Below are 20,385 nucleotides of genomic sequence, written 5' to 3'. Positions count from 1 at the left end.
CAACGGCCTATCTGCGTTGAATAACAATAATGAGCAATCGGAGAGATTCGATGAGTGATGAAGTTGTTGCCGCCCCGGAAGATGACAACGTCGTAGACGCCCTCGCCGCCGTGGCACTGGTGGCTGTGTTCGTCGTTACCTGTGTTTTCTGGGTCGCCACCCGATAGTCGGCCCCCAGGCCCGGAGCTGAGCGGTGCCGGGCAAACCCTCCTCAAGCGCTGGCCGGGGCTGCATACCGCGACCGCGCAAGTGCGCCGCTCAGCCCATATTGCTGAGCACGCCCTTCACAATCCCCGCCAGGATCAGCACAAACAGGATTGTAAAAACGATGCCGGCTACCAGGTAGTGCATCACGCTGCCGCTCTGAAAGTCCCGCTTGCGGTTCTTGTTGCTCTGCACACCGATGGCGGCCGCCAGGGTGCTGAGCACTATCTGGCCAAAGCCGGGCTTGTCTGCTTTCTTGCCGTTGCTCTCTTGCACAGGCTCACTCCTCAAGATTGGGGCGCAGCCAGCGCGCCAGTTCCCGCGCGCTGACCCCTTTGCGTTCTGCCAGGCTTTGCAGCTGGTCCCTGCCGATTTTGCCGACATTGAAGTACTTTGCCTGCGGATGGGCAAAGTACCAGCCACTCACTGCCGCTGCAGGCATCATGGCAAAGTGCTCGGTGAGGCTGACCCCTGCATTTTGCTCCGCCTGCAGCAATTTGAACAGGGTGGCTTTTTCCGAATGATCCGGGCAGGCCGGGTAACCGGGGGCGGGGCGAATACCCCGATAGGCCTCTTTGATCAACTGTGCATTGCTGAGCGCCTCGTCCGGTGCATAGCCCCAGTATTCCGTGCGCACCTGGCGGTGCAGGGTTTCGGCGAAAGACTCCGCCAATCGGTCTGCCAGGGCTTTGACCATAATGGCGTTGTAGTCGTCGTGTTTGGCGGCGTAGCTGTCCGCCAGCGCATCCACGCCGATACCGGTGGTGACCGCGAAGCCCCCCACATAATCCATTTGGCCGGATGCCAGTGGGGCGACAAAGTCTGCCAGGGAGCGGCACAGCCCATCGCCCCCGCGCTTTTGCACCTGTTGACGCATGTGGTGCAGGCGCGCCAGCTCTGCACTGCGGTTTTCGTCTTTGTAGACAATGATATCGTCGCCGATGCTGTTGGCGGGCCAGAGCCCGAACACGGCGCGGGCGCGCAGGCGTTTTTGCTGGATTATTTCGTCCAGCATGCGCTGCGCATTCCTGTAGAGATCCGTGGCGGCTTCACCCACGATGGCATCGTCCAGAATGCCGGGGAATTTTCCCGCCAGATCCCAGGCAATAAAAAAGGGCGTCCAGTCCAGGGTGTCGAGCAGCTTTTGCAGGGGAAAATCGTCAATGACCGTGAGGCCCAGTTTGTTGGGTCGGGTAGGGCGGTAGTTCTGCCAGTCAAATTCCGGCGCCGCATCGCGCGCCTGCATATAGGTCAGGGGGGTATCGTTGCGCTTGCGGTTGGCGGTGCGGTGGCGCACTTTTTCGTACTCAGCGCGTATTTTTTCTACAAAGGGCGGGCGCAGCGTATCGGAAATCAGGCTGCTGGCCACTCCCACTGCGCGGGAGGCGTCGGCCACATAGACCACCTGGTTGCGCTTGAACTGGGGCTCAATCTTGACGGCGGTATGTGCCTTGGAGGTGGTGGCGCCGCCGATCAGCAGGGGCATATCAAACCCCTGGCGCTCCATTTCGGCTGCCACATGCACCATTTCATCCAGGGAGGGGGTGATCAGGCCGGACAGGCCAATGATGTCGCAGGCTTTTTCCCGCGCGGTCTGCAGGATGGTCTCGGCGGGCACCATCACACCGAGATCGATGACCTCGTAATTGTTACAGGCCAGTACCACCCCCACGATATTCTTGCCGATATCGTGCACATCGCCCTTTACCGTGGCCATCAGGATACGGCCGTTGGAACGGCTGTCTTCGGTTTTTTCCGCCTCGATATACGGCTGCAGGTAGGCCACCGCCTGTTTCATCACGCGGGCGGATTTCACCACCTGGGGCAGGAACATCTTACCCTCGCCAAACAGGTCGCCGACGATATTCATCCCGTCCATCAGCGGCCCTTCGATGACGTCCAGGGGGCGGGAGGCAATTGCGCGGGCCGCTTCGGTGTCCTCTTCGATATAGCTGTTGACGCCCTTTACCAGGGCGTGGGCCAGGCGCTCGTTCACCGATAGCTGGCGCCAGCTCAGGTCCTCCTTGCGCGCGGTGGCGCCGCCTTCGCCCTGATAGTTGGGGGCGATATCCAGCAGGGCCTCGGTGGCCTCACTGCTGCGGTTGAGAATGACATCCTCGACCTTTTCCCGCAGTTCCTGCGGCAGTTCGTCGTAGACCGCCAGCTGGCCGGCGTTGACGATGCCCATATTGAGACCGGCTTTGATAGCGTGGAACAGGAATACCGAATGGATTGCCTCGCGCACCGGGTTGTTGCCACGAAAGGAGAAGGAGACATTGGAGACTCCGCCGCTGATCTGGGCACCGGGCAGGTTGTTGCGAATCCAGCGGCAGGCCCGGATAAAGTCCACCGCGTAATTGTTGTGCTCCTCGATACCGGTGGCGACGGCGAAAATATTCGGGTCAAAAATAATATCCGTGGGATCGAACCCGACTTCCCGCACGAGCACATCGTAGCTGCGCTGGCAGATTGCGATCTTGCGTTCGAAGGTATCCGCCTGGCCCTCCTCGTCAAAGGCCATTACCACCACAGCCGCGCCATAGCGCAGGCACAAGCGTGCTTTATCGATAAACTCCTCCCTGCCTTCCTTGAGGCTGATGGAGTTGACGATGGGCTTGCCCTGGATGCACTGCAGCCCCGCTTCGATCACCGCCCACTTGGAAGAGTCCACCATAAACGGCACCCTGGCGATGTCCGGTTCGGTGGCGGCGAGGTTGAGGAAACGGCGCATAGCGGCGAGCGCATCGAGCATCGCCTCATCCATATTGAAATCGATCACCTGAGCGCCGTCTTCCACCTGGGTGGCGGCGACCTGCAGGGCGGTATCGTAGTCCTCCTCAAGAATCAGGCGTTTGAAGCGGGCGGAACCCGTGACGTTGCAGCGCTCGCCCACATTGACAAACAGCGCGCTTGCATCGGCGACAAAGGGCTCCAGGCCGGACAGGCGCAGGGCCGGTTTGATCTCCGGTGGCTGGCGCGGGGCCACTGGGGCGACTGCCCCGGCAATGGCGCGGATGTGGTCGGGGGTGGTACCGCAGCAGCCACCGAGGATATTGATAAAACCGCTGCGGGCAAACTCCGCCACAATTGCGGCCGTTTGCTCCGGGGTTTCGTCGTATTCGCCAAACTCGTTGGGCAGGCCCGCATTGGGGTGGGCGGAGACATAGGCGGTGCAGACGCCTGACAATGCCTCTATATACGGGCGCAACTCGGTGGCGCCGAGGGCGCAGTTGAGGCCCACGGAAAGCGGTTTGGCATGGGCGATGGAATAGTAAAACGCCTCGGTGGTCTGGCCGGACAGGGTGCGACCGGAGGCATCGGTAATGGTGCCGGAGAGCATGAGCGGCAGTTCAAAACCCAGCGTCTCGAACAGCCGTTGCATGGCGAAGATGGCCGCCTTGGCATTGAGGGTATCGAAGATGGTCTCGATCAGAATCAGGTCGCTGCCGCCCTCGACCAGGGCGCGCCCGGCTTCCAGGTAGTTCTCTACCAGGGCCTCGAAAGTCACATTGCGCGCGCCGGGATCATTGACATCCGGCGAGATACTGGCGGTGCGGGAAGTGGGCCCGATCACCCCGGCCACCCAGCGGGGCCGCGCCGGTGTGGAGAGGGCATCCGCGGCGCGGCGGGCGATTTCGGCGGAGGTGCGGTTCAGCTCCTCCACCAGATGCGCCATATCGTAATCCGACTGGGACAGCCGGGTCGCGTTAAATGTATTGGTTTCGATAATGTCGGCGCCCGCCTGCAGGTATTCCCGATGGATCTGCTCGATCAGTTCGGGGCGGGTCAGGCTCAGCAGGTCATTGTTGCCCTTGAGGTCCCGGGCAAAGTCGGCGAAGCGCTCGCCCCGGTAGTCGGACTCCCCCAGCTTTGCCCTTTGGATCATGGTCCCCATGGCGCCATCCAGGATCAGGATACGCTGAGCCAGTGCCGTGTTGAGTTGCTCGAGGCGCCGGTTGCGAGACGGCTGCAACATGTACCAGTCCTTACTTGGTGTCGGGGGCGGGAAAGGCGTCAATCTTAGCACAGGCACGCCCTTTGACGGATGGCGACCTGATTGCCTTCGACCGCTGCGCCCACTTCACTGGTCGATTTTTGTCTGCTACAGGCACTGTATCCTACAGGGTCTGGCGCGTAGGCCATAAAGCCCTAGACGTTCCGTCTGCCTGGTACTACCTTTGCGTGCCTGGAAAACCAGATTGAGGCGGCGGGGTGTACTGAATGTCCATAAAATGCGCCCGCATACCAGGCGTTCCAGATTGCACAGCCACAAGGAGAGGAACAGGATGCAAACCAGTGATAAGAACCGCCGGGTGATACTTGCCTCCCGGCCCGAGGGCCCCCCCGGAGAGGATAACTTCCGTATTGAGGAGGTGGCCGTGCCACAGCCCCAAGACGGCCAGGTGCTGCTGCGCACAGTGTATTTATCCCTGGACCCCTATATGCGTGGCCGCATGAGTGATGCAGAATCCTATTCGGAGCCTGTCGCCCTCGGCGATACCATGGTGGGAGGCACCGTGAGCCGTGTTGTCGAATCCCGCCTGTCGGGCTACGCGGTTGGCGATTGGGTACTGGGCTACAGTGGCTGGCAGGACTATGCGCTCTCTGATGGTGCCGGTCTCGTCAATATGGGCGCCAACCCCGATCATCCCTCCTATGCCCTGGGCGTATTGGGCATGCCGGGTATCACGGCCTATTTTGGCCTGCTGGAAATTGGTGAGCCGAGGCCGGATGAGACCCTGGTTGTGGCGGCAGCCACCGGGCCTGTGGGGTCGGTGGTGGGACAGATCGGCAAGATCCAGGGCTGTCGTGTCATCGGTGTTGCAGGCAGCATCGAGAAATGCCGCTACGGGGTGGAGGAACTGGGATTTGATCGATGCCTCAATCACCGCGATGCCGACTTTCCCGAACAGCTGGCCGCGGCCTGCCCCAGCGGAATCGATATCTACTTTGAAAGTGTTGGCGGTGCGGTGTTTGACGCAGTGTTGCCACTGCTGAATGACTTTGCGCGCATCCCCCTGTGCGGCCTGGTCTCCCAGTACAATGCCACTGCACTGCCACCGGGGCCCGATCGGATGAGCCTGTTGATGCGCGACGTGCTGATCAAGCGCCTGAAAATCCAGGGTTTTATCATCTTCGACCAGTATGCGCGCTTCGGTGCATTCAGTGAGGCTTTGGGCCAATGGGTCGGCGAGGGCAAAATCCGCTATCGCGAGGATATTGTGCGGGGCCTGGAGCGGGCCCCGCGGGCGTTTATGGGCCTGTTACAGGGCGAAAACTTTGGCAAGTTGGTGGTGCGTGTAGGCGCCGACGACTGACCTGCCCGGTCTGTATTGACGTCCCGGCACGCCGATGGGCTGCCGGGGGCACAGAAGCATGCGGAGAATGCGATGAAGATCCTGATGGTACTGACCTCTCACGACAAACTGGGTGAAACCGGCCGGCAAACCGGTTTCTGGCTGGAGGAGTTTGCCGCCCCTTATTATGTCTTTAAGGGCGCCGGCGCCGAAGTTACCCTGGCCTCCCCGGAAGGAGGACAGCCCCCCCTGGACCCCAAAAGTGCCGAGCCGGATTTCCAGACCGAGGCCACCCGGCGCTTCCACGGCGACCGGGCGGCGCAACAGGCGCTGGCCAATACAGTGAAACTTGCCCAATTGCACGCGCGGGATTTCGATGCGGTGTTCTACCCGGGCGGGCACGGTCCCCTGTGGGACCTGGCAGAGGACCGGGCGTCCATCGCCCTGATCGAGGATTTCTACGGGGCGGACAAGCCCATTGGCGCGGTGTGCCATGGGCCCGCGGTATTCCGCCATACCCAGCGCAAAGGCGGCGTGCCACTGGTATCCGGCAAGAGTGTCACGGGCTTCTCGAACTCTGAAGAGGCCGCAGTGGAACTGCTGGACGTGGTGCCCTTTCTGGTGGAGGAGATGCTCCGGGACCGGGGTGGTCACTATTCTAAGGGCGCGGACTGGGCGCCTTATGTGGTGGTGGATGGCAAGCTGGTGACAGGGCAGAACCCCGCGTCCTCTGTGGAGGCTGCCGAGACCCTGTTGGGGTTTATCCCGGTCTGAGGCCGGGGGGTGCGCTGCTCGCGCGCATCCCCCCGCAAACAGAGCGGTTTCCCTTGTGCGCTTGGGGGCGTAAAATACCCGACAGAGAAACTCGGTTATTTGAGAAGGCTTATGTCAGATTTGAATGTGACCATTACCGAATCCGCGCAGGCATACCTGAAAGAGCTGTTGGACAAGCAGGAGTGCGAGGGTATTGCCATTCGCATGTTTGTCTCCAGTCCGGGCACGCCGAATGCCGAGACCTGCATCGCCTACTGCCGCCCGGGGGAAGAGGAGGAAGACGATGTGGTCATGGAGATGAACGGTTTCAGGGCCTACTTTGAAGGGCGCAGTGTGCCCTATCTGGATGAGGCCCGCGTCGACTATTCCCCGGACAAAATGGGCGGGCAGCTCACCATTCGCGCCCCCAACTCCCGCATGCCCAAAATCACCGATGACAGCCCGATTGAGGATCGCATCAATTATGTGCTCTACAACGAGATCAACCCCGGTCTGGCGGCCCATGGGGGGCAAGTGAGCCTGGTGGAGGTCACCGAGGACAAATTCGCCGTGTTGCGGTTTGGCGGTGGTTGCCAGGGCTGTGGCATGGTGGATATGACTTTGAGAGAGGGCGTTGAAAAAACACTGAAAGAAAAAATTCCCGAGCTTGCCGGTGTGAAAGATATTACCGACCACTCCGACAAGTCCCAGGCTTATTATTAATTGGACCCTGCCAGCATAGGGACAGCTCCCTTGCCAGTATCTGTTTGAACCCGCGAACCCGGCGGGCGCGCTGCTGTTGGCCACAGGCCGGAGCGCGTCCGCATCCCCATCGGCTGCCCCTGGCTGCCTTTTGCAGTAAAAAATCCCCGCCCGGCCGATGCGTTTTCCTGAAGTCGGCATTGCTGCCTGAAATACAACCCTCTGCTGCACTGCGCTAGCTCGAATTTTGCACCGCCAGCTTAACACCGCAGCATTTTATGCTTCTTGCTTGAGCGGTGCTGGGGCTGTTGGCTTTTGCTGGTAATGTATCCTCTTTGAACAGGCTTTGTTCGATCCAGGCTGGGCTGGACACAACTTCTCTTTACCTCGTTATTTGTCAGTGCCGGGGACAGCACTTCAAGGCGCTACGTCGGTAGCAAACGGGTAGCCAGCTTGTAGAAGATTTCTCTACCACTGGACGGTTGGCGATATCCCAGCCGTTGTTATCGTTGAATTACGCTTTCTAAAACTAATCTACTTCAATGATTAATAGATTATAATTCGTAACTTCAATACAGGATAAGAAGGTTTTTAGCCCGGATTTTGGGTCCTATTACCTAGTTTTCTTATGCCTGAGATATACCTACGGCCCGGACACAGGGTTCTGCCGCAGGTTACTCCAGTTTTGTTACAGATATTTTTAATCCATCGTCCAGTTCACCATAAATTGATGTGTTAGTTGATGATAACAACATGAAGTAATTATTTTCTGAATGATAAGTGAATTGACAATAGCGGTGATTCACTCCAACATCTTGTTTATAACAAATATTATTAGTGTCATTATCTTCTAATGGAATATTGGCATATGAATCAGAAAGAGTTATATTATGAGATATTTTATCATTAGTTGCTATCACGAATACTCTAACCGTATCACCTTCTCTTATCTCATTTTCCATATTTGCAATGCTTGAGATGAGGAACCATTTTTTCACAGGGGGGGACGGCCGTGGGTTTAGTCTCCCTAAATCAACATCGAAATCACCATACCCGAGTAATATTGCATAACTGGGTGCATTTGATGCAGATGCCATTGGTGTTAACAGACAAAACAGCGCGGTAAGTTGTATAAAAATGTTTTTCATAATCTTATCCTCACATTGATAAAACTCTGAACAACTCATTACTTTATAGAAAGAAGCCAAATTATCTGGAATTGATCTATTTTGGTTCGCATCCTCGATATTCTCGACCTCTCCTCTCCTCTTGCTTAAAGCCTGCTAACTGCGGATTTTGGGCGTGCTGCCCCTAGGCCGGTAGGTATTTTTTCCCAATTAACAGGTTTGTGAAACCTGCCAGCAAGCATAGGCGCTCGTTTTTTTTGCTAGCCCGCGATAGCGAACCTTGTCATAGCCAAACACCAAACACATGCTTGATGTAGCGGAAGGGATGCTCAACTTTTGTCTGGATCTGAGCTTTGATTTTTTCCGATTTCCGAACAGCCTGTTGGCCCGGAAGGCTTTTCTGCTTGCTTCGTTTCATCGCTATATTTCATTCAGCTTCCCGGTCTTTGAGTTCTTCTCGATTCTCAACGCCGGTGTAGCCCACATCACCCCAAACCCTCTTTTCTTCCCCATCGTGACGTCATGTGAATTGTCCGCACTGTGGATAATCCCCAGTACTTCATCGACACCAATATGCATTTTCATATCAAAATGCTACTGATTGCCCTTCTTGGTTGGGTGCATCTCTGGATCGCGGGTCTTTTCTCGGTTCTTGGTGGAGTTTGGCGTGGAAATAATAGTGGCATCCAAGATACTGCCTTAATAATTAGCATACAATCAATAACCATAAAAAAAACCCCTAAAGTGGTGGAATTAAAACACATGAGTGCATATTTTTTTATATTGTGGCCTCTATCACAAAAAAATAGAAAGAAGAGTGTGGTGTAATTCTTTAGCCCGAATTTTGCAAGGTCAGCTTAACACCGTAGTATTTTATGTTTCTTGCTTGAGCGGTGCTGGGACTGTTGGCTTTTGCTGGTAATTTATTCTCTTTGAACAGGCTTTGTTCGATCCAGGCTGGGCTGGACACAACTTCTTTTTACCTTGTTATTTGTCAGTGCCGGGGACAGCAGTTCAAGACGCTACGTCGGTTCCAAATGAGTAGCCAGCTTGTGGAAGATTTCTCTGTCAGGAAGCGATGTTGGCAGCAGGAAGCGAAAGCGGCCCGTATTCTTAATTGCCACGGCCCCAACTTTGATCAAGCGATTGCGCAAGGTGGCTGCCGAGGCTTTGGCCAGTTTGGTGTCTCGCAGCTGCTCGTGCAGATATTCATACAGTACCCAGGCCAGTGCCGAGAGCAACAGTCGCCATTGGTTCGGCCACCAGCGGTGGCAGGAGGTGCGACCGGCGAACAGGTCCACCTGCTGGTCCTTAATGGGATTTTCCCTATCGTCACGGGCACAGTAACGCCTTGCCAACTCAAGGTAGCCGCTTAGCTTGCGCTCGAGCCGCTTATTGCGTGCAATACCAACAATGTACTTCACGTTGTTGCGCCTGCACCAGTCCAGTATGCGATGGCGGCAGAAACCGCTATCTTCCCGGAAGACAATCTTCACCTTGGGCCATTCTTGACGTAGTGCTTTTACCAGCAGGGCGAGGATGGCCCAAAAGCAGTAGCTGTCGTAATAGCCGTGAAAGAAACGTAGCTCCTGCTCCCCGTATACCGGGATGTCCGTGGCATCAAAGTCCAACACCAGCCGCTTGGGCGGCGTCTTGTGGCGGGCCACGAACTGGTCGAGGAGCATCTTGTGCAGACCTATGGCGACGGAGCGGTCCTGTTGTTGTTCAAAGCCGACATAGTGTGGCCGTGCTTGCCAGAGGGCCCAAGCGCTGGCTGCCGACCTGGAGTGCGGTGTCGAAGCGCAGTTGATCGTGGTCATCCAGGTCTTCGTAGCCGGCGACGATAGCCAGTAGCCGCTGGCGCACTAGCTGTTCAGTGTTGTGCTCGACACAGGCTGGGCGGCGCGGGTCATTGACGACTTCGGCCACAGAGCGAGACAGGCCAAGGTGCTGGTCGCACTCACGCAAAAGCAGAAGGCCGGCATTGGAGGTCAAATCACCACCAGTGAAATCTGCGGTGACTTTGCGACGGGAAAAGGATGAAAATCGGAGTTCAGGTTGGTAGCATTCTGTCACGGCGGAATTTCTTATTGGCCTGTCTTGTACAGTGATAATGATAAGACTTTCCGCCGTTCTTATGTCTGGAACCATGCAAAATCCGGGCTAGATTTGACGTCCCTCACATCCCTACGCGCTCCGATTGAATACAATGCCGCAGACTGAAAGGTCCCAGTTTACAGGCATTTCAATGCGGCCCCGAATGGGCTGACCTGGTTGATGTCCATGGTTAACGGGTAGGGTCAGAGGTAGATCACATGTTCAGAATGCTACAGGTCACAATCCTTCTGCTATTGACGGGCGTTGCAGTTGCGCAGAACGTCAGCCGCGATGAAATCCGTGGCCTGGATGAGCAAATCCAGGATGTAAAAAAAGATGTGATCGACCTGACTGCGACTCTGGCGCAATTGGAAGAGAAACTGCTCTTTCCCTCAAATTCCCAGGTGGCTTTTTTTGTCTCCATCGCCGATGGGCAGCCCTTTGAGCTGGAATCCGTAGAGCTCAGACTGAACGGCGAAATTGTTGCGCACCACCTATACACCTATCGTGAAATCCAGTCCCTGCAGAAAGGCGGTGTGCAAAAAATATATACCGGGAATGTCCAGACCGGTGTGCATCCCTTGCAAGTCCGTTTTATCGGGAAAACCCCCTCGGGCCGGGCGTATCAGGCCGATGCAACTTACCAGGTGGATAAGGCTGTGGGGCCGAAGTTTGTCGAGATCAGTATATTGGGAACCGAGTCTGAGATTCATTTCAAGGACTGGTAACCATGCGCATTTCTCTGCTATCGGTACTGCCGGGCCCGGCCAGGGCAACGCTGCGGGTTTTGACGGTCTCCCTGTGTACCCTGCCCATTTTCTCCGCTGTGGCGGGTGCAGAAGAACACGAGGCGCTGCGCGATCTGTTTTTTGGCGCGGCCATGTTCCACGCCAACCAGGAAAACTATTTCGATGCGATTGTGGCCCTGGATACCGAACTGGCCCAGTTCCATCGCTTGGATGAGCCGGAGCTGGACCCATTCAGTGCGCACCTGGGGCAGGCGGAATTTTCTGTGGGCGATCTGGAGTTGTCCTATCGCATGCACCGGCAAGCGGGGCGGGCGATTGAAGCGGTACTCAAGGGTAACGTTTCCCGGTCGGTACGCAATGAAGCGGCCTATCGCCTTGCCAGGATTCACTATCACAAACAGCAGCCGGTCAATGCCCTGCACGCGCTGGAATGGATCGAAGGGCGGGTACCAGAGCGTGTCCGTGCGCAGGAGCAGTTTTTACGGGCGCGGGTCTTTATGCAGTTGGGGCGCTTTGATGAGGCGGTGGAACTGCTAAAGGATTTAAAAGGGGAGAAATCTCTCGCCGGCTTTATCGAGTTCAACCTCGGTATCGCCCAGTTAAAATCCGGTGAGGAGGCTCGCGGTATACTGGAGCTGACGGACCTGGGCAAAAAACGCAGCAGCGAGCTGGCTGAGCAGGCGCTGTATGACAAGACCAACCTGCTGCTGGGTGCTTATTTAATGGAAGCCGGCGAATTGCAGCAGGCGCGCCCGTATTTTGACCGCGTCAATCTCGAAGGCCCGTTTTCCAACCGTGCGCTGCTCGGTGCCGGCTGGGCCGAGGCTCACGCAGGTCGCTACGAGCGGGCATTGGTGCCCTGGAAAATGTTGCAAAACCGCAAGGGGACCAACGAATCCGTTCAGGAAGCCATGCTCGCCGTGCCCTATGCCTTCGGCAAGCTGGATGTACACAGCACGGCAGCGATTCACTATGGGCGTGCGCTGGATTCTTTCGGCAGTGAAATCGATACCCTGACCGCCTCAATCCACAGTATCCGAGAGGGCAAATTCCTGCAGGCGCTGCGTCGCAAAGAGGCCACCCAGGTGCAGCACTGGGTGGTGGCACTGCGCAACCTGCCGAATGCACCGGAGACCCATTATCTTCTCGACCTGATGGCATCCAATGATTACCAGGCCTTCCTGCACAATTACCGCGATCTGAATGACCTCTACGAGCGCAATGAAGCGTGGCTCAAAAGTCTCAGTGCCTACGAGGACATTATCCGTCACCGCAGAGCTTACTATGACCCCCTGCTGCCAAAGCTCGACGAACAATTCCGCAAACTGGATGCACGGATCAAGTTGCGGCTTGAGCAACGGGATACATTTGCCGGGCGCATTGAACAGATGCTGGTTTCGCGTCGTCCGGAATATCTCGCCACTGCCGATGAGCAGGCGGTGCGCCTGGCAATGAGGGAATTGCGCCGGCAGCTTGCCCAGAATCCGCAGGGCTTTACCGAGGTCACCCGCAGCAGGGTGGCGCGCCTGCAGGGCGTGTTGGATTTGCGTCTCTCCACAGAGTACGACCAGCGGCTTACGCAAGCCTATAAGCATCTGCAGGAACTCAATGGGGAAATTGAACAACTGCAGGGGGTTTACCAATCCTATGTGCGCAGTCGCCAGGCAGCCACGCACAGCTATACCGGCTACAACCAACAGATCACCCGCTTGCGTGCGCAGATCCGCAACTACCAGCAGCGCCTGGAAATGTTGATGGCTCGCCAGGGCAGCATGCTGGAAGCCCTGGCAATTGAGGAACTGGAACGCCGCCGCACCCAGTTGGAGAGCTACCAGATCAAAGCGCGATTTGCCCTGGCCGACAGTTACGACCGCGCCAACGCATTGCAGGAGCAGCGCGAGGACCAGCGCAAAATCGAGCAGTATCGCGAGGCCCAGCCGGAATCCCTGCCCGACGACAATCCTCCCGAACTGGAAGCGGGTGAAGGAGGGGACACCTGATGCCCGGATTCAAGCCCAGCCGGATGGGTAGGGCGGTTGCCACCCGGTGCGCCCTGCTTGCGGTGCTTGCCCTGCTGCTCAATGCCTGCGCGGTCAACAGCGGCAAGACGATTGGCAGTCTGCAAAACGTCGATATTGAAATTAAAGAGGCGTATATCGACGGAAGCCTTGAGAAGGCGCTCGCCAGTTACCAGCGCTACCTGCAGGAAACCCCCGAGTCCAGCCTCACACCTGAGGCGATGCGACGAATTGCCGACCTGAAAATCCAGCAGGCACACCGTGCTGAGGATGCCGCGATCGATGGAATCGCCACTGCAGCAGATACCGGCCAAGCGGTGGTTGCGATTGATGCCCCGGAGGTTTCTGCAAACAACACCCTCGATGCTCCCGCTGGGGTAACCCTACCGGCTGCCCGGGTTCAGCAGCAGGCTGCAAAAGGCGCTGGCGAGACAGAATCGGATGATGCGTTTGCTGCGCGTGCCAGCAGTAGCATGGAAATTGCCACGGAGAACACGGCGATACCCTTGCCCGTGGGCAATCCCGACGCGCTGATGTCGGCAAATGCCCGGGAAGCCATTCACCTGTATCTGGACTTACTGAAAAAATACCCGCTGTACGACCGCAACGATCAAGTGATGTACCAGCTGTCCCGCGCCTATGAGGAGGCCGGACAGATTGAACGGGCGGTAGAGGTGCTGCGACAGTTAGTGGCCAAATATCCGGACTCCCGACATATCGATGAGTCCTGGTTCCGCCTCGGGGAATACTACTTTACCCGCAAGAAATACCTGGATGCGGAGGAAGCCTACGGCAAGGTGATCCATATCGGGGTGGTTTCCAGTTTTTATGAGTTGGCTCTGTACAAGCGCGGTTGGTCCCTGTTCAAACAGGATATGTACGAGATGGCGCTGGACGATTATATCGCCATGCTCGATTACAAAGTTTCCCAGGGATATGACTTTGACCAGCAGGCCAATGAGGTGGAGCGCAAGCACATTGATGACACCTTCCGTGTGGTGAGCCTGAGCTTCTCCTATCTGGAGGGCCCCGAGTCAATTGTCGATTATTTCTCCCGCAAGGGGGCGCGCCAGTATGAATACCTGGTGTATGGCCACCTGGGGGAATACTACCTGGATAAGCGTCGCTACCAGGACTCGGCAAAATCCTATACCGCCTTTGTGGAACGTAATCCCCTGCACAAGGTTTCCGCGGATTTCTCTATGCGCGTGATTGATATTTACAGCAGGGGTGGCTTCCCCAAACTGGTGCTGGAAGCCAAGAAGTCCTTTGCCAACACCTATGGGCTCAAGGCCGATTACTGGACGGTATTCGATATCGATGAATACGGAGAGGTGGTCGAATTCCTGCAGGCAAACCTGATCGACCTGGCCAGCCACTACCATGCGGCTTACCAGAATAAAAAGCTCAAGGATACACAGGCCGAGCACTATCGCGAGGCGATTCACTGGTATCGCGGCTACCTGCAGTCCTTCCGCGAAACCGAGCGCGCGCCGGAGATGAACTATCAACTGGCCGGTTTAATGCTGGAGAACCGGGATTTCCACAGTGCGGCTTTGGAATATGAGCGCACCGCCTATGAATATCCGGCCCACAAAGATTCCAGCGGGGCGGGTTATGCGGCGGTCTACGCCTATCGAGAACACCTGGCAAATCACCTGAAAGCGGCCACTGCAGACCAGCGTGCTGTCCTGTTGCGCGAGATTATCCGCTCCTCTCTGACCTTCGCCGACACCTTCCCCGGACACGACAAAGCACCGCAGGTGATGCTGGGTGCCGTGGAGGATTTGTATGGCCTTAAGGACTATGTCCTTGCCATCGAAAACGGTCGCCTGTTACTGGAGGAATTCCCGGCCGCGGCACGGGAGATTCGCCGCTCCAGCTGGATGCTGGTAGCCCACGCCTCGTTTGAGCTGCAGGCATTTGTGGATGCCGAAGTGGCCTACGGAAAAACCCTGAATCTGACTGCCGCAGATGCCAAGGATCGCGCCGGGGTGATCGATAACCTGGCGGCGTCCATTTACCAGCAGGGGGATATGGCCCGCCAGCAACAGGATCACGCCACCGCCGCCGACCATTTCCTGCGTATTCGGGCTGCCGCTCCCGGAGCCACCCTGCTGGCCACAGCGGAATACGATGCGGCTGCCTCACTGATCGTATTGCAGGAATGGACCCGGGCCGCGATGGTGCTCAACAATTTCCGCAGCAATTTCCCGCAACACGAGCTGGCGAAAGAAGTAACCAAGAAACTGGCGGTGGTTTATCAGGAGAGTGGAGAGTTGCTGCTGGCCGCAGGGGAGTTTGAGCGCATTGAGCGCGAGTCCGGGGATGAGGCAATCCGCCGCGAGGCCCTGACCCAGGCGGCGGATCTCTACAGTGCGGCACAGAACAGTCAAAAAGCCCTAACGGTGCTGCGCCGCTATGTGAACCAGTTTCCCAATCCCTTGGAACCGGCACTGGAGACGCGACAGAGAATTGCCGATATCCATAAAGTCGATGACAATGAACAGCGCTACCGGGAGACACTGCGTGAGATGGTGCGTATCGAGTTGCGTGGTGGCTCCCAGCGCAGTGACCGCACCCGCTATCTTGCCGGTCATGCCGCGCTGCAGCTCGCCGAACCCGCTTACAGCTCATTTACCCAGATCGCTCTGGTGAAGCCAATCGAGCAAAGCCTGAACCTGAAACGCCAGCGTATGCAGGCCGCTGTCAGTGCTTTCACGGATCTCATTGATTACCAGATAGCCGATGTCACGGCCGCGGCTACTTATTATCTGGCGGAAATCTATTGGCACTTCAGCCAGTCACTCAAAGATTCCGAACGCCCCACCAACCTGAATGCCCTGGAGCTGGAGGAGTACGAACTGGCGCTGGAAGAGCAGATTTATCCGTTTGAGGAAAAAGCAATCTCGGTCCATGAGAAAAATGTCGAGCTTTTGGGGGTGGGTATCTACAACCCCTGGATTGACAAGAGTATCAACCGGCTCGCCGGGCTGGTACCAGCCCGCTATGCAAGAGCTGAGGAAGCAGGCCGGTATTTACAGAGTATTGTGCCCCTGCCACCGGCGCCGGTGGAACCGGGTGCAGTCGTTTCCGGTCGGTAACCGAGCCCGTTGAACCGGTTGTGAATAAAGCTGTGGATAAATGGCAGCAAGTGTGGAGCTGAGGGTTATGCAAATACCATTGCGACGGTTTTTTCTGTTGGGGCTCACGCTGATTGTCACCGCTTGTGCGGGTACCCAAACCCCAACCGGTAAGATTTCCGACTACGCTGCAGTGCGGGTTTCCGGCAGTGTGAAGCGGGACTTTGAGCGCTCACTGGACCATCTGGCCGAAAGGGAATATGAATCTGCCATTGCGCTGTTGCAGTCGGTGCTGGCGCGGGAGCAGCGCCTGCCGGCGCCCTATATCAACCTGGGCATTGCGCATTACCAGGTGGACAATGAGAAAGATGCGGAAGACGCTTTCCTGAAGGCCCTTGAGCTGGATGAGAACCATCCGGTGGCCACAAACGAGTTGGCGGTGCTCTACCGCAGGCAGGGGCGTTTTGCCGATGCGCGACATCTGTATGTCCATGCTTTGGCAGAAAATCCCGAGTACCTTCCCCTGATAAAAAATCTTGGCATATTGTGTGATCTCTATCTGCAAGATCTTGAGTGTGCTCTGGCACAATTCCAACACTATGTGCAATTGGAACCGCAGGACCAGGATGTATCCATCTGGCTGGCGGACCTTAAACGGAGGGCGAGCAAGTGATGTGGAAATTCCAATGGATTTTGCCGGTGATTTTCTCTGTCGCTACCCTTCCTGTAGCCCTGGCACAATCTGAAGATGTGAAACAGAAAACGCCTGTGGAAAAGAAAGTGGACTCGGCCATTAAAGAGTTATCGGGCATCTCCATTATTGGGAACAAGGAAGCCCCCAAGTCCCTGTATATTGTCCCCTGGAAAAGTTCCGAAGTGGGTGTCGAAAGTGACCTGGTCTCAAGCCTGATGGACGACAAGTTACAGCCGCTCGACAAGGCAGTGTTCCTGCGCGAGTTGGCGTTCTACCAGCTCAGCCTGTCTGGCGACTAAAGCCGTCCTTTCTCCGGTTGCGACCGGAGTGGCAACAAAGTACTGCAGTATTTATCAAGAGGGTTTGCAATGGACTTTTTTCACAGCGTCATCGAGTTTTTCCAGACGGGCGGTACCTTTATGTACCCCATTCTCGTGGTTGCCGCCCTGGGTAGCGCCGTTGCCATTGAGCGATTTATTCGCCTGCACTATGAACGCCATACCAATCGCGCCATGTGGGACAAAATGCAGCCAATTCTGGCCTCCGGGGATTTTGATCGTGCGCGCAACCTGGTCAAGCAGGATCAGTCCAGTGTGGGCAAACTGTTGTCTATGGGGCTGGCCCGCCAGGGTACGGTGCGCCGTCGCGAAGATATTGAGATCGCGATGGAAGAGAGCATGATGGAGATTACCCCACAGCTGGAAAAGCGCACCCCTTATGTGGCGCTCTTTTCCAATATCGCCACGCTGCTGGGCCTGCTCGGGACCATTATGGGTCTGATCGAAGCCTTTACTGCAGTAGCCAATGCCAACCCGGCGGAAAAGGCCGACTTGCTCTCTGCCAGTATTTCTGTGGCAATGAACACGACTGCATTCGGCCTGATGACCGGTATTCCCCTGTTGATCGTGCACGCCCTGCTCAACTCCCTGACCGGTGAGATTATCGACAGCCTGGAGATGGTGTCTGTCAAGGCCTCCAACCTGATTGACAGCGCCACCCGACGCCGCTTTGAGATCGATGTGCCAAAGCCGGAAAGCAAAACCGCCAAGCGCCCGCCCAGTACAGCCCATGGTAAAGCACCCAAAGTGGAAACCGCGTAATGAGAAGGCGGCGCCATGGGAGAGACCGGGAAACCCCTGAGCTGGATATCACTGCTTTTCTGAATCTGATGGTGGTACTGGTCCCCTTCCTGCTGGTATCGGCGGTGTTCTCGCGGGTGACTATTTTGGAGCTGAATATGCCCAGTGGTGCTGGTGGCGGTGCCCCGGACGATCCCACCGTGACGGTGGAAGTGGTGGTGCGCAAGGCGGCGCTGGAAATCAGCGATGGTGAAAAGGTGATTGCGCGCTTTCCCAACCTGAATGTTGCGGAAGAGACCGAGTCAGAACAGCCGCAAGTGGCTGGGCGGGAAGCTGGCTTTGCAGTATTGCCGACGGCAGAAGTCTACGACTTGAAAAAACTCACTGAGTTTTTGCTGCAGGTAAAAGCCAGTTACCCGGAAAAGACAGACTCCATTCTATTGATGGAGGCAGAGATTGCCTATGAACATCTTGTGGGCGTTATGGATACCGTGCGCGGTGCTGAAGTCCGGCTTGAAGGCAGTGATCCCGATGATCCCGAGGCGGTGGAGAAGGTGATTCTGTTTCCCGATATTTCCATAGGGGATGCGCCGTGAGACATGAAAGCCGACGTATGAAGCGCATGGCGCGCAGCCATAAGCGCAAAAAAACCTCAGGCATGAACCTCACATCTTTAATGGACGTGTTCACCATCCTGGTGTTTTTTCTCTTGACCAACACCTCCAGCAATGAGGCGCTAGAGCCCCCCAAGGTAATCACCCTGCCGGATTCGGTTGTGGAGACCAAGCCGAGGGAAACAGTAACCCTGATGGTGACGGCCGACGAGATTCTGGTGGAATCCAACTCCGTCGTTGCCACCAGCGCGGTGCTTGAAAGCGAGGAAATTGTTATCGAGGCGATCAAGCAGGCCATGGTGGCAGAATTGGGTAAGGCGATTGGTGTTGCCCAGGCCTTGCCGCAAGACGGGGGGAATGAAAACGAAGGCGAGCAGGGGCCGGAACCACCGGAGGTGAATATTCTCGCAGACCGGGGTATCCCGTTCAGTTTGCTGAAAAAGGTGATGTCCAGCTGCACTGAAGCGGGCTATACCAAGGTTTCACTGGCGGTAATTCAGAAAGCATCTCAGGGTTAATGGAAGTTTGTGAGTAATTTTCTTCAACAACAGCAGGCGATTACCGAGGCGCTTGATGCAGCCCGCCAGCGCAAGCATCTGCTTGGACACAAGCAGCGGCAGATCGAAGAGAAGCTGGCTGAATTACAGACCCACGGCACCAAGTACCAGCTGCTGGATGAAATTGCCCAGCGCCTGCACAAGCTCGAAGCAGTTGGTGCCGGCGATCTGTTCTGGGCTGAGAACTACCAGACAGATGCCTCTGAGCGGGTTATCGAGCGGATCAGGGAATCCACCCGGAGCTATAACGACAGTCGGGACCAGCTGCAACAGCGCCACAGGGCAGTCCTTGAACAAATAGAGGACTGCAGCGAGGAGCTCCTTGTTCTAAAGGAGCGGGCTGAAGAATTGCGACTCGCGCAAGAGGAATCCCGGTTTGAACTGGAGGTTACCCGGACATTTGAGCCGGCGGATGCCCGCCCGATGGTGCTGCCCTGGCATACCCGGGGTGAGGATGAAAGGCGCTTTCGCATTTGCGTCTTCGCCACGCTGTGTATCGCTGCGCTGCTGGGATATCTGGTGCCCTTGTATACCCTGCCCGAGCCGGAAACCCAGGTGGTGGAGATTCCCGAACGCCTGGCCAAGCTGGTGATCGAGAAGAAAACCAAGCCCAAGCCGGTGCCCAAACCGGAGCCGAGCAAGCCCAAGCCGGAGGAGAAAAAGCCCCGGGCCGAGCCGGAGCAGCAAGTGGCCAAGCAGGACCCGAAGCCCGCCCGGGCAGAAAAAAAGCAGGCGCGTAAAAAAGCGGAGCGCGCCGGTGTCCTCGCCTTTAAGGATAATTTTCAGGATCTTATTCAAGACGACCTTGACAATCGCCTTGGCCAGCAAACCCAGTTGAGCACTGCCGGTAAACGGGAAAACCGCAGTCAGCGCTCGCTGATCACTGCCGCTGCAACCACCCGGAGTGGGGGCATCAGTACCGCAGCATTGAGCCGCAATGTGGGTGGTACCGGTTCCTCCCTGGGTGGTGTGGCCTTCGCGCGGGTGGAGAGCTCTATTGGTACCGAAGGGGATTTCGCCGGCGAGGACCGGCCGCTCAGCGACGGTGTTGGTCCATCCCGTACCGACGAGGAAATCCAGATTGTTTTCGACCGCTACAAGGCTGCACTGTATCGCATCTACAACCGCGAACTGCGCAACAATCCCGCCCTGCAGGGTAAGATGGTGCTGAAGATCACCATTGAACCGGACGGCGCCGTATCCCTGGCGCAAGTGGACTCCAGCGATATGGACTCGCCGGCGCTCAACGCCAAAATTGTGGCGCGGGTAAAGCGGTTTAATTTCGGCGAAAAGGCCGGTGTGCCCACCATCACCATTCTTTTCCCGATCGACTTCTTTCCCAACAATTAATGCACGTGACCCCCGCTGTGTGCTTGCACAGCGGAGCCGGGCACGCAGAAAAATAGTATTC

The 20,385-nt window shown here is 56.7% G+C and carries 17 protein-coding genes and 2 pseudogenes; 13 read left to right on the top strand and 6 right to left on the bottom strand.

All coding sequences use genetic code 11. From position 1 onward, the window contains the following. The first annotated feature begins 29 nt into the window (after positions 1–29). On the top strand, positions 30–167 hold the full coding sequence (locus M8T91_RS11585; RefSeq protein ID WP_301414320.1) for a hypothetical protein: 138 nt from the start codon (positions 30–32) through the stop codon (positions 165–167). 91 nt (positions 168–258) lie between these two features. Here M8T91_RS11585 and M8T91_RS11580 read toward each other — a convergent pair whose 3' ends face one another. Beyond that, positions 259–480 (bottom strand): DUF2970 domain-containing protein, encoded by a 222-nt coding sequence (locus M8T91_RS11580; RefSeq protein ID WP_301414319.1) that lies wholly within the window; start codon positions 478–480, stop codon positions 259–261. Positions 481–484: 4 nt separating this feature from the next. Next, the gene (metH, locus tag M8T91_RS11575) at positions 485–4,180 is read right to left on the bottom strand and encodes a methionine synthase (RefSeq protein WP_301414318.1); all 3,696 of its coding nucleotides are present in this window, start codon (positions 4,178–4,180) and stop codon (positions 485–487) included. A gap of 310 nt (positions 4,181–4,490) precedes the next feature. Here metH and curA point away from each other — a divergent pair, with 310 nt between their 5' ends. From curA to nfuA, 3 genes are all read left to right on the top strand, one after another. Next, the gene (gene curA, locus M8T91_RS11570) at positions 4,491–5,522 is read left to right on the top strand and encodes an NADPH-dependent curcumin/dihydrocurcumin reductase (RefSeq protein ID WP_301414317.1); all 1,032 of its coding nucleotides are present in this window, start codon (positions 4,491–4,493) and stop codon (positions 5,520–5,522) included. 72 nt (positions 5,523–5,594) lie between these two features. Next, positions 5,595–6,275 carry a type 1 glutamine amidotransferase domain-containing protein gene (locus M8T91_RS11565; RefSeq protein WP_301414316.1) on the top strand — a complete coding sequence of 227 codons (681 nt, stop codon included), beginning with the start codon at positions 5,595–5,597 and terminating at the stop codon, positions 6,273–6,275. A gap of 111 nt (positions 6,276–6,386) precedes the next feature. Continuing rightward, positions 6,387–6,977: a Fe-S biogenesis protein NfuA gene (nfuA, locus tag M8T91_RS11560; protein ID WP_301414315.1), complete on the top strand. Its 591-nt coding sequence runs from the start codon at positions 6,387–6,389 to the stop codon at positions 6,975–6,977. Positions 6,978–7,630: 653 nt separating this feature from the next. On the opposite strand, the gene M8T91_RS11555 is transcribed toward nfuA, so the two are convergent. The 4 genes and pseudogenes from M8T91_RS11555 to M8T91_RS11545 all read right to left on the bottom strand — a co-directional run bounded on the left by M8T91_RS11555 (position 7,631) and on the right by M8T91_RS11545 (position 10,159). Then, positions 7,631–8,104 carry a hypothetical protein gene (locus tag M8T91_RS11555; RefSeq protein ID WP_301414314.1) on the bottom strand — a complete coding sequence of 158 codons (474 nt, stop codon included), beginning with the start codon at positions 8,102–8,104 and terminating at the stop codon, positions 7,631–7,633. A 399-nt stretch (positions 8,105–8,503) separates the two neighbouring features. Beyond that, positions 8,504–8,668 carry a hypothetical protein gene (locus tag M8T91_RS11550; protein WP_301414313.1) on the bottom strand — a complete coding sequence of 55 codons (165 nt, stop codon included), beginning with the start codon at positions 8,666–8,668 and terminating at the stop codon, positions 8,504–8,506. 12 nt (positions 8,669–8,680) lie between these two features. Further along, positions 8,681–8,782, bottom strand: a pseudogene (locus tag M8T91_RS19035) (IS5-like element ISCARN107 family transposase); the annotation flags it as partial. A 323-nt stretch (positions 8,783–9,105) separates the two neighbouring features. Then, a pseudogene (locus M8T91_RS11545) lies at positions 9,106–10,159 on the bottom strand (transposase). Between the two features lie 239 nt (positions 10,160–10,398). On the opposite strand from M8T91_RS11545, the gene M8T91_RS11540 reads away from it, so the two are divergent. The 9 genes from M8T91_RS11540 (at position 10,399) to M8T91_RS11500 (ending at position 20,324) form a co-directional block, all read left to right on the top strand. Then, positions 10,399–10,908 carry a hypothetical protein gene (locus M8T91_RS11540; protein WP_301414312.1) on the top strand — a complete coding sequence of 170 codons (510 nt, stop codon included), beginning with the start codon at positions 10,399–10,401 and terminating at the stop codon, positions 10,906–10,908. Between the two features lie 2 nt (positions 10,909–10,910). After that, positions 10,911–12,929, top strand: coding sequence for a tetratricopeptide repeat protein (locus M8T91_RS11535; RefSeq protein WP_301414311.1), 2,019 nt, complete (start codon positions 10,911–10,913; stop codon positions 12,927–12,929). Continuing rightward, positions 12,929–16,051, top strand: coding sequence for a tetratricopeptide repeat protein (locus M8T91_RS11530; RefSeq protein WP_301414310.1), 3,123 nt, complete (start codon positions 12,929–12,931; stop codon positions 16,049–16,051). The genes M8T91_RS11535 and M8T91_RS11530 overlap by 1 nt, the downstream gene beginning before the upstream one ends. A 67-nt stretch (positions 16,052–16,118) precedes the next feature. Continuing rightward, positions 16,119–16,703: a tetratricopeptide repeat protein gene (locus M8T91_RS11525; protein WP_301414308.1), complete on the top strand. Its 585-nt coding sequence runs from the start codon at positions 16,119–16,121 to the stop codon at positions 16,701–16,703. After that, positions 16,703–17,023, top strand: coding sequence for a hypothetical protein (locus M8T91_RS11520; protein ID WP_301414307.1), 321 nt, complete (start codon positions 16,703–16,705; stop codon positions 17,021–17,023). Before M8T91_RS11525 ends, M8T91_RS11520 begins: the two co-directional genes overlap by 1 nt. A gap of 69 nt (positions 17,024–17,092) precedes the next feature. Further along, positions 17,093–17,824 carry a MotA/TolQ/ExbB proton channel family protein gene (locus tag M8T91_RS11515; protein ID WP_301414306.1) on the top strand — a complete coding sequence of 244 codons (732 nt, stop codon included), beginning with the start codon at positions 17,093–17,095 and terminating at the stop codon, positions 17,822–17,824. Next, positions 17,824–18,399: an ExbD/TolR family protein gene (locus M8T91_RS11510; protein WP_301414305.1), complete on the top strand. Its 576-nt coding sequence runs from the start codon at positions 17,824–17,826 to the stop codon at positions 18,397–18,399. Before M8T91_RS11515 ends, M8T91_RS11510 begins: the two co-directional genes overlap by 1 nt. Further along, positions 18,396–18,935, top strand: a complete 540-nt coding sequence (locus M8T91_RS11505; RefSeq protein WP_301414304.1) for an ExbD/TolR family protein — start codon at positions 18,396–18,398, stop codon at positions 18,933–18,935. Before M8T91_RS11510 ends, M8T91_RS11505 begins: the two co-directional genes overlap by 4 nt. A 9-nt stretch (positions 18,936–18,944) precedes the next feature. Continuing rightward, positions 18,945–20,324 (top strand): AgmX/PglI C-terminal domain-containing protein, encoded by a 1,380-nt coding sequence (locus M8T91_RS11500; RefSeq protein WP_301414303.1) that lies wholly within the window; start codon positions 18,945–18,947, stop codon positions 20,322–20,324. Positions 20,325–20,385 lie beyond the last annotated feature (61 nt).

Source organism: Microbulbifer sp. MI-G, from assembly GCF_030440425.1.
GTDB classification, from domain to species: domain Bacteria; phylum Pseudomonadota; class Gammaproteobacteria; order Pseudomonadales; family Cellvibrionaceae; genus Microbulbifer; species Microbulbifer spongiae.
Note: the sequence above shows the minus strand (reverse complement) of the source record. Positions and strands in the feature narration are given on the sequence as shown.